Here is a 13,131-nt window from a genome sequence, read left to right on the forward strand (position 1 = left end):
CTCAGGCCGCGACTGCTTACTCGAACCAATGGGCCCGGGCGGCCATGATCAACTTGCCGGCACGCTCTTCGTCCATGCCGTCGATGTCGAGCAGATCGTCGATCGATTGCTCGGCCAGATCTTCACGGGTGGTTACGCCACGCAGCGCCAGGTCCAGGGCCAGCTCCTTGCTCATGCCGTCGAGGCTGAGCAGGTCTTCTGCCGGTTGTGCGTCGGCGAGCTTCTCTTCGGTCGCAATGGCCTTGGTCAGCAGGCGGTCCTTGGCACGGGAGCGCAGCTCGTTGACGATGTCTTCGTCGAAGCCATCGATGCTGAGCATCTCCTCCATCGGTACGTAGGCGATTTCCTCAAGAGTCGTGAAGCCCTCTTCCACCAGTACCTGGGCCAGTTCCTCGTCGACATCCAGCTCGTCGACGAAGCGCTGCAGGATATCCCCGGTCTCGGCCTGTTGCTTGGCCTGGATATCCGCCTCGGTCATCACATTCAGGGTCCAGCCGGTCAACTGGCTGGCCAGACGGACGTTCTGGCCACTGCGGCCGATAGCCTGGGCCAGGTTGTCCTCGGCGACGGCGATATCCATGGTATGGGTATCCTCGTCGACGATGATCGCCGCCACTTCGGCCGGAGCCATGGCATTGATCACGAATTGCGCGGGGTTGTCGTCCCACAGGACGATGTCCACCCGTTCACCGCCGATCTCGCCGGACACCGCCTGGACGCGCGAGCCGCGCATGCCGATGCAGGCGCCCTGCGGGTCGATGCGCTTGTCCTTGGAGCGGACGGCGATCTTGGCACGCGACCCCGGATCACGGGCGGCGGCCATCACGTCGATCAGTTGTTCGGCGATTTCCGGCACTTCGATGCGGAACAGCTCGATCAGCATTTCCGGCGCGGTGCGCGACAGGACCAGCTGCGGACCGCGATTCTCGGTGCGGATTTCCTTCAGCAGGGCACGCACGCGGGTGCCGACGCGGAAAGTCTCGCGCGGAATGATCTGGTCACGGGCCAGCAGCGCCTCGGCGTTGTTGCCCAGGTCGACGATGACGTTATCGCGGGTGACCTTCTTCACGGTACCGGAAATGATCTCGCCGACCTTCTCGCGGTAGGCGTCGACCACCTGGGCACGCTCGGCCTCGCGGACCTTCTGCACGATGACCTGCTTGGCGGTCTGCGCGGCGATGCGGCCGAACTCGATGGACTCGATCTTTTCCTCGATGACCTCGCCGACCTTGGCGCCAGGCTTCTGTTCCTGGACGTCCTCGACGGTGATCTCGGTGGCGGGGTCCTGGTAGTCCTCGTCGGCGACGACGTGCCAGCGCCGGAAGGTCTCGTAGCTGCCGTTATGACGATTGATCTCGACGCGCAGGTCGACCTCGTCCTCGAAACGTTTCTTGGTGGCGGTCGCCAGAGCCAGCTCCAGCGCCTCGAAAATCACGCCGGCCGGTACGCCCTTTTCGTTGGATACCGACTCAACAACCAGCAGTACTTCTTTGCTCATTGTACGCCTCGCCTTTCAATCCATTGGATCCGCAGATTCGCGTCTCAATCAAAACGGGGAATGATGTTGGCCTTGTCGATCGAATCGATCGGCAGCAGGTACTCGTGATCGTCCACCAGGACCACCACATCCTGCTCCTCCACACCACGGAGAATGCCTTGGTAATTGCGTCGACCCTCGTAGGGCGAACGCAGCCTGATCTTCACTTGCTCGCCGGCATGCTTGGCGAACTGTTCGAGGGTGAACAGCGGCCGATCCATGCCCGGCGAGGACACCTCGAGGGTGTACTCGCCGCTGATCGGGTCTTCGACGTCGAGAATACCGCTGACCTGCCGACTGACGGCTTCACAGTCATCGATGAGGATGCCTTCGGGGCGGTCGATATAGACGCGCAATACCGAATGACGACCCTGGGAAATGAACTCGACGCCCCAGCACTCATAGCCGAGCGCCTCGACCACAGGGGCCAGCAAGGCCTGCAACTGTTCTAGCTTGCTCGACACCTGATCGCCTCGCGTATGTCGTAGAAACAAAAAATGGGCGAAACGCCCATCCCTAAATAGCCACACGGAACCGTGGCATGGACTGTCCAGCTAACAAAAAGCCCCTAAAAAGGGGCCCTGAAAAACTGGTTGCGGGGGCTGGATTTGAACCAACGACCTTCGGGTTATGAGCCCGACGAGCTACCAGACTGCTCCACCCCGCGTCAAAGCTGGTGCAAGATTATACGACCGAGACCCAGGCGGGTCAACCGAACCTTGCGGATACAAACCCCGCAGAGCGGGGGTTTGCTTATATGGTACCGAGGAGGGGACTCGAACCCCTACAGCCTATGGCCACTACCACCTCAAGGTAGCGTGTCTACCAATTCCACCACCTCGGCAGAAACTTTTCTCTTACTTCTGTTCAGGAGCCGCCGGTACATCACCTGCGCTTTCCGCAGGCTTGGACTGCTCCTGAAGTACCGGCACATCGTCAGCGGCCGGTGCTTTCTCTTGCTTCTGCTCCAGGACTGCCGGATCGGGCAGACCGATGTGTTGCAGAGCATCAGACTTCTCTTTAGCGAAGTACGCTAAGCCAAGGCTGGTCAAGAAAAAAACCGCTGCCAGTATACCAGTAATCCGACTCAAAAAGGTAGCGGAACCTTGGCTTCCGAAAACAGTTGCCGAAGCACCGGCACCGAAAGAAGCCCCTGCATCCGCGCCCTTGCCATGCTGGACGAGGATCAGGCCAACCAGACCCAACGCCATCAGCAGGTGCACGACAATTACGACCTTTTCCAGCATTTTCAGCTTCCCGCGGCACGACAGATCGCACCGAACTCATCCGCATTCAGGGAGGCCCCACCTACCAGCCCCCCATCGATATCCGGCATGCCGAACAATTCGGCTGCACTTGCCGCCTTTACGCTTCCGCCATAAAGGAGTCGCACACCTTTTGCGACCTCGGCATTTTCCGCTGCCAGTTGCGCGCGGATCGCCGCGTGCACTTCCTGGGCTTGCGCGGGGGACGCGGTCAACCCGGTCCCGATCGCCCAGACCGGCTCGTAAGCCACGACTGCGCGAGCAAAAGCTCCAACACCCAACTCGTCGATCACGCTTCCCAGCTGCCTCGCGACAACCTCCAGCGTCTTGCCCGCCTCACGCTCCGCCCGGGTCTCCCCGACACACAGCACCGGCACCAGGCCACACGACTGAGCCGCGGCAAACTTGCGACTCACAACCTCGTCACTCTCGCCGAGAATCAGGCGACGTTCCGAGTGCCCCACCAGAACCATGCCGCAACCGGCATCCGCCAACTGACTGGGAGCTATCTCGCCGGTCAGCGCGCCTTGCATCGGCTCGACGGCGCTATTCTGCGCACCTACGCCGATCGCCTTGCCAGCCAGGCCCTGAATGACCTGACTGATGAACAAGCAAGGCGGCATCACCGCTACATCGACTCCGCTCGGCAACGCCAGCTGACGTAAGCCTTTGATCAAGTCGGCCACACTGGAATGCGTACCGTGCATTTTCCAGTTACCGGCCACCAAGGGTCGACGCATGCTGTACCTCGCAGGGCAAAGTGGGCGCAGATGTTACTCAACAGTTTCCAGACTGGCAAGCAAAATCAAGCACATACCTCAGAAACAATTTTCGCCAGCTGTTCGGCGTGCGCGCGGACCGTGGCTTCCTCGTCGCCTTCGACCATCACTCGCACCAACGGCTCGGTCCCGGACTTGCGCAGCAGGACGCGTCCGCGCCCACCCATCTGTTCGGTGACCCGCGCGCTGGCTTCCTTGACCGACGGATGCTCGAGCGGATCGCTCTCGCCCTTGAAACGCACGTTGATCAGCACCTGGGGGCACTTGCGGATGCCCTGGCGGGCCTCGGCGAGAGTCTGGCCGCGACGCTTGAGCGCCATCAGCACCTGCAGCGCGGCAATGATCGCATCGCCCGTGGTGGTGTTCTGGCAGCAGACGATGTGTCCGGAATTCTCTCCACCCAGCATCCAGTTGCGCGCCAGCAGCTCGGCCATCACATAGCGATCGCCGACCTTGGCCCGCACGAACGGGATATGCAGGTCCTGGAGCGCGAGCTCCAGACCGAGATTGCTCATCAACGTACCCACCACGCCGCCCTGGAGGCGCCCGCTTTCCTGCATGTCGCGAGCGATGAGGAAGAGCAGTTCGTCGCCATCGACGATCGCGCCGGTATGGTCGACCATCATCACCCGGTCGCCGTCGCCGTCGAAGGCGATGCCCAGGTCGGCATGATGCTCGATCACCGCCGCCTGCAGGCCGTCCAGGTGGGTGGAGCCGCACTTGTCGTTGATGTTCAGGCCGTTCGGGCTGGCCGCCAGCACGGTGACCTCCGCGCCCAGCTCGCGGAATACGTTGGGAGCGATCTTGTAGGTGGCGCCGTTGGCGCAATCGAGCACGACCTTGAGGCCGTTGAAATCAGTGCTGGTCGGCACGCTGCTCTTGCAGAACTCGATATAGCGTCCCGCCGCGTCGTTGATCCGCGAGACCTTGCCGAGACGGGCCGACTCCACCACGGTCATCGGCGCATCGAGCAACTCCTCGATCATCAGTTCCACGTCATCCGGCAGCTTGGTGCCCTGACCGGAGAAGAACTTGATGCCGTTGTCGTCGTGGGGATTGTGCGAGGCACTGATCACCACTCCGGCCTCGGCGTGGAAGGTCCGCGTCAGGTAGGCGATGCCGGGGGTCGGCATCGGGCCGAGCAGCAGGGTGTCGGCGCCGGAGGCGGAGAGCCCGGCCTCGAAGGCGGACTCGAACATGTAGCCGGAACTACGGGTATCCTTGCCGATCAGCACCCTGCAATTGCCTTGCCGGCGGAACGCCATGCCCACGGCCCAACCCAGCTTGAGGACGAAATCCGGGGTGATCGGGAACTCGCCCACACGACCGCGGATACCGTCGGTCCCAAAATATTTTCTGCTCATTTTCTTGTCTTCCGTGCTCAATCCGCCATTTCCACGGCGGAGATCATTCGCATCACGTCGACGGTCGCCGCCACGTCATGCACTCGTATTATCCGGGCGCCCCTGGCCAGCGCCAGGGCGGCGAGGGCCAGGCTGCCGTAGAGGCGTTCATCGACCTCCCGACCCAGCACCTTGCCGATCATGCTCTTGCGCGAAACCCCGACCAGCAGCGGCAAGCCCATGCCATGGAGAACCTCCATGTGCTTGAACAGCACCAGGTTGTGCTCCAGCGTCTTGGCGAAACCGAATCCCGGGTCCAGCAGCAACCGCTGCCGGTCGATCCCGGCCGCCACGCAGGCATCCACCCGCTCGCGCAGGAATAGCCCGACCTCGGCCACCACGTCCTGGTAAACAGGCGCGTCCTGCATGGTCTGCGGCTCGCCACGCATATGCATGAGGCAGACCGCCAGACCGGTATCCAGCGCAGCATCCAGCGCGCCGTCGCGCTGCAGCGATCGGACGTCGTTGATCAGACCGGCGCCGAGACGGGCGGTTTCACGCATGACCGCGGGCGTAGAGGTATCCACCGAGATCACCACATCGAGTTCGCGGGCGATGCGTTCGACCACCGGAGCGACCCGCTCCAGTTCCTCCGTTGGCGACACATGGCGGGCGCCTGGCCGGGTCGACTCGCCGCCGACGTCGATCAGCGTCGCGCCTTCACGAACCATCCGCTCGGCGTGTCGCAGGGCGTCGTCCAGGCGACCGAAACGGCCGCCATCGGAAAAGGAATCGGGAGTGACATTGAGGATGCCCATGACATGCGGGCGGGACAAATCAAGAACCCGACTGCCGCAAGGCAGTCGGGTCGGGTATTGCGGGTTGCTCATTCAGGGCTCTCAGTGCTCGCCGGCTGGCCCACCGATGGGAGGGGTGTTCTCGCGGCGGCCCGACTCTTCCAGGTTGGCCGGCGGGGTGCCGGTGCCCGAACCACCCTGCCAGTCGCGCGGCTCGCGCGGCACCCGCCCGGCCATGATGTCGTCGATCTGGTCGGAGTCGATGGTCTCGTACTTCATCAGCGCGTCGGCCATCATCTCCAGTTTGTCGCGGTTCTCGTCGAGCAGACGCTTGGCGGTACCGTAGCAGTCGTCGATGATGCGCCGGACCTCCTGGTCGATCATCTTGGCGGTCTCGCCCGACACGTTGGCGTGCTGGCTGCCGGCGCTGCGGCCGAGGAACACCTCGCCCTCCTCTTCCGCATACATCAGCGGACCGAGCTTCTCCGACAGGCCCCACTTGGTCACCATGTTCCGCGCCAACTGGGTGGCGCGCATGATGTCGTTGGAGGCGCCGGTGGTGACGCCTTCGAAGCCAAGGGTCATCTCTTCCGCGATACGCCCGCCGAACAGCGAGCAGATCTGGCTTTCCAGCGCGCGCTTGGACAGGCTGTAGCGATCCTCTTCCGGCAGGAACATGGTCACGCCCAGGGCGCGACCGCGCGGAATGATGGACACCTTGTAAACCGGGTCGTGCTCCGGCACCAGACGACCGACGATGGCGTGGCCGGCCTCGTGGTAGGCAGTGTTGCGCTTCTCCTTCTCGGACATGACCATGGTCTTGCGCTCGGCGCCCATCATGATCTTGTCCTTGGCCAGCTCGAATTCACGCATGTCGACGATGCGCTTGTTGGAGCGCGCGGCGAACAGCGAGGCCTCGTTGACCAGGTTGGCCAGGTCGGCGCCGGAGAAACCGGGCGTACCGCGGGCGATGACGGCGGGGTCGACATGGTCGCCCAGCGGCACCTTGCGCATGTGCACCTTGAGGATCTGCTCGCGGCCGCGGATGTCCGGCAGGCCGACCACCACCTGGCGGTCGAAGCGGCCCGGGCGCAGCAGCGCCGGGTCGAGCACGTCCGGACGGTTGGTCGCGGCGATGACGATGATGCCGTCGTTCATCTCGAAGCCGTCCATCTCAACCAGCAACTGGTTCAGGGTCTGCTCGCGCTCGTCGTGACCGCCGCCCAGGCCGGCGCCACGATGGCGGCCGACGGCGTCGATCTCGTCGATGAAGATGATGCACGGCGCGTGCTTCTTGGCCTGGTCGAACATGTCGCGGACACGGGAGGCGCCCACGCCGACGAACATCTCGACGAAGTCGGAACCGGAAATGGTGAAGAACGGCACCTTGGCTTCGCCGGCGATGGCCTTGGCCAGCAGGGTCTTGCCGGTACCGGGCGGACCGACCATCAGCACGCCGCGCGGGATACGGCCACCCAGGCGCTGGAACTTGCCCGGATCGCGCAGGAACTCGACCAGCTCGCTGACCTCTTCCTTGGCCTCGTCGCAACCGGCGACGTCGGCGAAGGTGGTCTTGACCTGGTCCTCGGACAACAGGCGCGCCTTGCTCTTGCCGAAGCTCATCGGGCCGCCGCGGCCACCGCCGCCGCCCTGCATCTGGCGCATGAAGAACATGAAGACGGCGATGATCACCAGGATCGGGAAGCTGGCGACCAGCAACTGGGTCCAGATGCTCTGCTGCTCGGGCTGTTTGCCCTCGACCACGACGTTGTTGTTGACCAGGTCGCCAATCAGGCCGTTGTCCTGGATCGCCGGGCGGATGGTCTTGAAGGTGTCGCCGTCGCTACGCTTGCCGGTGATGACATAGCCATCCACGGTCACTCGCTCGACCTTGCCATCCTTGACCTGCTGGATGAAGTCCGAGTAGTTCAGCGTCTGTGGCTCGCTCGGGCTCGAGAAATTGTTCATCACGGTCACCAGTACCGCCGCGATGATCAGCCACAGAATCAGATTCTTTGCCATGTCGTTCAATTGACTACCCTCTGAAGCCGGCTCCGTCCTGGAAACCGCTTCACACGACGGCCAGACTCCTTCCGGCCAAAAGTACTACACAAGCACCTACGCACGCAGGCGTTGTCTGTAACCCTTTATGAACCCTCGCCCGTCCCGGCACAACAGGTCATCGACCAATAGACAGGCTATAGGGTCAATCATTCCAGTCTATTCCCCACGAAAGCCGCGTGCGAGCAGATACTGCTCCCGCGAACGGTCACGCGACGACAGGGGCTTGCGCATCTGTACCTTGTCGAACATTTCCCGGGCCTGCTTGTGGTACTGGTCGAAACCTTCGCCCTGGAAAATCTTGATCAGGAAATCGCCGCCCGGCCGCAGCACCCGGCCAGCCAGGTCCAGCGCCAGCTCGCAGAGATACATGGCGCGCGGTTGGTCGGCGGCCCGCACCCCACTCATATTGGGGGCCATATCGGAAATCACAAGGTCCACCGGATGCTCGCCGATCGCCTCGAGGATCCGCGCGAACACCGCGTCCTCGGTGAAGTCGCCCTGGATGAAGGTAACGTCGGGGATGCTGTCCATCTCCAGGATGTCCGAGGCGATCAGCCGGCCGCGGTCGCCGATCACCCGACTGGTGACCTGCGACCAGCCGCCCGGGGCCGCGCCGAGGTCGACCACGGTCATGCCCGGACGCAGGATGCGGTCCTTTTCCTGGATTTCCAGCAGCTTGTAGCTGGCGCGCGAGCGATAGCCGTCGCGCTGGGCCATCTTCACGTAGGGATCGTCGAAATGTTCTTTCAGCCAGCGCTGGCTGGTTTTGGAGCGGGCCACGGAATACCTCTTCGGGCACCCCCGGTCGGCGGGGGCAGCATCACTTGGACTAAATCTGGGGTAAAATAGACGACTTTTTCCCAGGGGTCTGATTATGGCGCTCACTCAAGAGCAGAAGAAACAGTTCAAATCTATCGGTCATCACCTGAAACCGGTATTGATCGTAGCCGAGAACGGCTTGACCGAAGGCGTCCTCGCCGAACTCGAGCGCGCACTCAACGATCACGAACTGATCAAGGTGAAGCTGGCGCTGGCCGAGCGCGACGACCGCCGCGCCCTGCTCGACGAACTCTGCGCGCAGTCGCGCAGCGACCTGGTGCAGAGCATCGGCAAGATGGCGCTGGTCTACCGGAAGAACCCGAAGCCGAACAAGAACCTCTCCAACATCAGCCGCTTCGCCGGCATCTGATGTCTCTTCGAGCCAAGGTCGGGATGCCTCCCGACCTGGTTCAGACGCTCTCCTCGTCCCGCCCCGGCACCGGTTGCAATACCAGCAACAGGCCGCACATCGCCACCGCCAGATAGTTGAACAGCAGCCAGCGCGCCGCATCGGGTGCCATGCCGCGCACCAGGAAATACGCCAGGCTGAGCGCCACCACGGCGAGCAGCAACTGCCCCGAAGGTCGCGCCACAGGCTCATCGGCCCATGACTGGAGACCAGCACCAGCGCCTGCAGTACCGCGCAGAAGCCGGCGAAGCCGATCAGCAGCGGGGTCAGTGCCGCGGCCACGGTTTCCACAAGCAGGGGCGCCAGCCCGGTCTTGCCGAGCGCCGGCAAGACCACGAATTGCAGCAACCAGAGGCCGCCGACCCAGAACGTCTGGGCCAGCAGCCAACTGATCGCGCCCGCGCGCAACGGAGCGCGCTTAGATATGGCGAACCTCGACGATCTCGTACTCGACATCGCCGCCCGGGGTCCTCACCAGCACGGCATCCCCCTCGGTCTTGCCGATCAGCGCGCGGGCGATCGGCGAGTTCACCGAGATCTTGCCGCCCTTGATGTCGGCCTCGTCGTCGCCGACGATCTGGTAGGTCACGGTCTCGTCGGTCTCGACGTTGGCGATGTCGACGGTGGTGCCGAAGATCACCTTGCCGCTGTGCGGGATCGCGGTGACATCGATGACCTGGGCGTTGGACAGCTTGGCCTCGATGTCGCGGATGCGCGCCTCGACCATGCCCTGCTGCTCGCGTGCCGCGTGGTACTCGGCGTTTTCCTTGAGGTCACCCAGTTCGCGCGCTTCGGCGATGGCCTGGCTGATCTGCGGGCGCAGCACGCCCTTCAGGTGTTTCACTTCTTCTTCCAGGGCGCGGGCGCCCTGGACGGTCATGGGGAACTTGCTCATGCCTTGATTCCTGCGTGGAGATCCTGCAGGCGCCGAACGGTCTTCTCGGGACCGAACTTGAGCGCCTCACAGATCGCCTGCCCACCCGCGATGGTAGTGGTGCAGCAGATCTTGTGCTGCAGGGCGTTTCGACGAATGGAGTAGGAGTCAGCGATGGATTGCCGACCCTCGGTGGTGTTGATGATCAGGGTGACTTCGTCGTTCTTGATCATGTCCACCACGTGCGGACGGCCCTCGGTCACCTTGTTCACGCGACGCACCGGCAGGCCTGCGGCCTCGATGACACGCGCGGTACCGGCGGTGGCTACCACTTCGAAGCCCAGCGCGACCAGGTCGCCAGCCACCTGGGCGGCGAACGGCTTGTCGTCTTCGCGGACGCTGATGAAGGCGCAACCGGCGGTCGGGAGGATTTCGCTGGCCCCCAACTGAGCCTTGGCAAAGGCTTCGGCAAAGCTATCACCGACGCCCATCACTTCACCAGTGGACTTCATTTCCGGGCCGAGGATCGGATCGACGCCGGGGAACTTGGCGAACGGGAACACCGCTTCCTTGACGCTGAAGAACGGCGGGATGATTTCCTGGGTGAAGCCGACCTCGGCCAGGGTCTTGCCGGCCATGACGCGGGCGGCGACCTTGGCCAGCGACTCACCGACGCACTTGGAGACGAACGGCACGGTGCGCGAGGCGCGCGGGTTGACCTCGATGACGAAGATATCCTCGCCCTGCACCGCCATCTGCACGTTCATCAGGCCGACCACGCCCAGCTCCAGGGCCATTTTCTTGACCTGCTCGCGGATCTCGTCCTGGATGTGCTGCGGCAGCGAGTACGGCGGCAGCGAACAGGCGGAGTCGCCGGAGTGCACGCCAGCCTGCTCGATGTGCTGCATGATCGCGCCGATCACCACGATCTCGCCGTCGCATACCGCGTCGATGTCGACTTCGATGGCGCAGTTGAGGAAGTGGTCGAGCAGCACCGGGCTGTCGTTGGAAACCTGCACCGCCTCACGCATGTAGCGCTTGAGTTCTTCTTCCTGGTAGACGATTTCCATCGCCCGCCCGCCCAGCACGTAGGACGGGCGTACCACCAGCGGATAGCCGATGGCCTTGGACGCGGCCAGCGCCTCGTCTTCGCTGCGCGCGGTGGCGTTGGCCGGCTGGCGCAGGTTCAGGCGCTGGACCATCTGCTGGAAGCGCTCGCGGTCTTCGGCACGGTCGATGGCGTCCGGGCTGGTGCCGATGATCGGCACACCGGCCTCTTCCAGGGCGCGGCAGAGCTTCAGCGGGGTCTGCCCGCCGTACTGGACGATCACGCCCTTGGGCTGCTCGACGCGGACGATCTCGAGGACGTCCTCGAGGGTCACCGGCTCGAAGTACAGGCGGTCGGAAGTGTCGTAGTCGGTGGAGACGGTCTCCGGGTTGCAGTTGACCATGATGGTCTCGTAGCCGTCTTCGCGCATCGCCAGCGCCGCGTGCACGCAGCAGTAGTCGAACTCGATGCCCTGGCCGATACGGTTCGGACCGCCGCCGAGGATCATGATCTTCTCGCGGTTCGACGGGTTGGCCTCGCACTCTTCCTCGTAGGTCGAGTACATGTAGGCGGTGTCGGTGGCGAACTCGGCGGCGCAGGTATCGACGCGCTTGTAGACCGGCAGCACCTTCAGCTTGTGGCGATGGCTGCGCAGGTTCTTCTCGGTGACGCCGAGCAGCTTGGCCAGGCGCGCATCGGAGAAGCCCTTGCGCTTGAGCTTGTACATCAGCTCGCGATCGATGGAGGACAGGCCGAGGGTCTTGACCTTCTCCTCATCCTTGACCAGGTCCTCGATCTGCACCAGGAACCATTCGTCGATGCGGGTCAGCTCGAACACTTCCTCGACACTCTTGCCGGCGCGGAAGGCGTCGGCGACGTACCAGACGCGCTCGGCGCTGGGCACGGTCAGCTCGCGCTTGAGGATGCTCTGGGCTTCCGGGTCGTTCAGGTCGAGCTTCGGGTCGAAGCCGGTGGCGCCGACTTCCAGGCCGCGCAGGGCTTTCTGCACCGACTCCTGGAAGGTCCGGCCGATGGCCATGACTTCGCCGACCGACTTCATCTGTGTGGTCAGGCGGGCATCGGCCTTCGGGAACTTCTCGAAGGCGAAACGCGGGATCTTGGTCACCACGTAGTCGATGGCCGGCTCGAACGACGCCGGGGTGCGACCGCCGGTGATGTCGTTCTGCAGTTCGTCGAGGGTGTAGCCGACCGCCAGCTTGGCGGCGATCTTGGCGATCGGGAAACCGGTGGCCTTGGAGGCCAGGGCCGAGGAGCGGGAAACCCGCGGGTTCATCTCGATCACCACCATGCGTCCGGTGTTCGGGCAGATGCCGAACTGCACGTTGGAACCGCCGGTTTCCACGCCGATCTCGCGCAGCACCGCCAGAGAGGCGTTGCGCATGATCTGGTATTCCTTGTCAGTCAGGGTCTGCGCCGGCGCCACGGTGATCGAGTCACCGGTGTGCACGCCCATCGGGTCGAAGTTCTCGATGGAGCAGACGATGATGCAGTTGTCCTTCTTGTCGCGGACCACCTCCATCTCGTATTCCTTCCAGCCGATCAGCGACTCGTCGATCAGCAGCTCGTTGGTCGGCGACAGGTCGAGGCCACGGGCGCAGATCTCTTCGAACTCTTCACGGTTGTAGGCGATACCGCCGCCGGTGCCGCCCATGGTGAAGGACGGCCGGATGATGCAGGGGAAGCCGACCTGCTCGAGCACGCCATAGGCCTCTTCCATGCTGTGGGCGATGCCCGAGCGCGGACAGGCCAGGCCGATGTCCTTCATCGCCCTGTCGAAGCGCGAGCGGTCCTCGGCCTTGTCGATGGTGTCGGCGTTGGCGCCGATCATCTCGACGCCGAACTTCTCCAGCACGCCATGGCGCTCCAGGTCCAGGGCGCAGTTCAGCGCGGTCTGCCCGCCCATGGTCGGCAGCAGCGCGTCGGGGCGTTCCTTCTCGATGATCTTGGCCACGGTGGCCCACTTGATCGGCTCGATGTAGGTGGCGTCGGCCATCGCCGGGTCGGTCATGATGGTCGCGGGGTTGGAGTTCACCAGGATGACGCGGTAGCCCTCCTCGCGCAGGGCCTTGCAGGCCTGGGCGCCGGAGTAGTCGAATTCGCAGGCCTGGCCAATCACGATGGGGCCGGCACCGAGGATCAGGATGCTCTTTATGTCTGTACGTTTTGGCATGGGAC

The 13,131-nt window shown here is 63.6% G+C and carries 11 protein-coding genes, 2 tRNA genes and 1 pseudogene; 1 reads left to right on the forward strand and 13 read right to left on the reverse strand.

Annotated features, from left to right (window positions below; genetic code table 11):
- Nucleotides 1–16: 16 nt before the first annotated feature.
- The 10 genes from nusA to rlmE form a co-directional block, all read right to left on the reverse strand.
- Nucleotides 17–1,498 carry a transcription termination factor NusA gene (nusA, locus tag B7D75_RS24590; protein ID WP_003095192.1) on the reverse strand — a complete coding sequence of 494 codons (1,482 nt, stop codon included), beginning with the start codon at nucleotides 1,496–1,498 and terminating at the stop codon, nucleotides 17–19.
- A gap of 44 nt (nucleotides 1,499–1,542) precedes the next feature.
- Nucleotides 1,543–2,001: a ribosome maturation factor RimP gene (gene rimP / locus B7D75_RS24595; RefSeq protein ID WP_003095193.1), complete on the reverse strand. Its 459-nt coding sequence runs from the start codon at nucleotides 1,999–2,001 to the stop codon at nucleotides 1,543–1,545.
- Between the two features lie 126 nt (nucleotides 2,002–2,127).
- Nucleotides 2,128–2,204: transfer RNA gene (locus B7D75_RS24600), tRNA-Met, on the reverse strand.
- A 91-nt stretch (nucleotides 2,205–2,295) separates the two neighbouring features.
- A tRNA-Leu gene (locus B7D75_RS24605) sits at nucleotides 2,296–2,381 on the reverse strand.
- Nucleotides 2,382–2,394: 13 nt separating this feature from the next.
- A complete protein-coding gene (secG, locus tag B7D75_RS24610) occupies nucleotides 2,395–2,784 on the reverse strand; it encodes a preprotein translocase subunit SecG (RefSeq protein WP_003095194.1) in 390 nt (129 codons plus the stop codon).
- A gap of 2 nt (nucleotides 2,785–2,786) precedes the next feature.
- Nucleotides 2,787–3,542: a triose-phosphate isomerase gene (gene tpiA, locus B7D75_RS24615; protein ID WP_034082157.1), complete on the reverse strand. Its 756-nt coding sequence runs from the start codon at nucleotides 3,540–3,542 to the stop codon at nucleotides 2,787–2,789.
- Between the two features lie 65 nt (nucleotides 3,543–3,607).
- Complete coding sequence (gene glmM / locus B7D75_RS24620; RefSeq protein WP_012077489.1) at nucleotides 3,608–4,945, reverse strand: phosphoglucosamine mutase; 1,338 nt, start codon at nucleotides 4,943–4,945, stop codon at nucleotides 3,608–3,610.
- Between the two features lie 17 nt (nucleotides 4,946–4,962).
- A complete protein-coding gene (gene folP / locus B7D75_RS24625) occupies nucleotides 4,963–5,814 on the reverse strand; it encodes a dihydropteroate synthase (protein WP_012077490.1) in 852 nt (283 codons plus the stop codon).
- A 9-nt stretch (nucleotides 5,815–5,823) separates the two neighbouring features.
- Entirely contained in the window at nucleotides 5,824–7,743 is a 1,920-nt protein-coding gene (gene ftsH, locus B7D75_RS24630; RefSeq protein ID WP_003095200.1) for an ATP-dependent zinc metalloprotease FtsH, read from the reverse strand.
- A gap of 198 nt (nucleotides 7,744–7,941) precedes the next feature.
- A complete protein-coding gene (gene rlmE / locus B7D75_RS24635; RefSeq protein WP_003148724.1) occupies nucleotides 7,942–8,565 on the reverse strand; it encodes a 23S rRNA (uridine(2552)-2'-O)-methyltransferase RlmE in 624 nt (207 codons plus the stop codon).
- 94 nt (nucleotides 8,566–8,659) lie between these two features.
- On the opposite strand from rlmE, the gene yhbY reads away from it, so the two are divergent.
- Nucleotides 8,660–8,974 (forward strand): ribosome assembly RNA-binding protein YhbY, encoded by a 315-nt coding sequence (yhbY, locus tag B7D75_RS24640; RefSeq protein WP_003095204.1) that lies wholly within the window; start codon nucleotides 8,660–8,662, stop codon nucleotides 8,972–8,974.
- Nucleotides 8,975–9,014: 40 nt separating this feature from the next.
- Here yhbY and B7D75_RS24645 read toward each other — a convergent pair.
- From B7D75_RS24645 to carB, 3 genes and pseudogenes are all read right to left on the reverse strand, one after another.
- Nucleotides 9,015–9,421, reverse strand: a pseudogene (locus B7D75_RS24645) (DUF4149 domain-containing protein).
- A 10-nt stretch (nucleotides 9,422–9,431) separates the two neighbouring features.
- Nucleotides 9,432–9,908: a transcription elongation factor GreA gene (greA, locus tag B7D75_RS24650; protein ID WP_003095206.1), complete on the reverse strand. Its 477-nt coding sequence runs from the start codon at nucleotides 9,906–9,908 to the stop codon at nucleotides 9,432–9,434.
- A complete protein-coding gene (gene carB, locus B7D75_RS24655; protein WP_003148721.1) occupies nucleotides 9,905–13,126 on the reverse strand; it encodes a carbamoyl-phosphate synthase large subunit in 3,222 nt (1,073 codons plus the stop codon). The genes greA and carB overlap by 4 nt, the downstream gene beginning before the upstream one ends.
- Between the last annotated feature and the right edge of the window lie 5 nt (nucleotides 13,127–13,131).

Origin of the sequence: Pseudomonas paraeruginosa (assembly GCF_003025345.2) — a bacterium.
GTDB lineage: Bacteria > Pseudomonadota > Gammaproteobacteria > Pseudomonadales > Pseudomonadaceae > Pseudomonas > Pseudomonas paraeruginosa.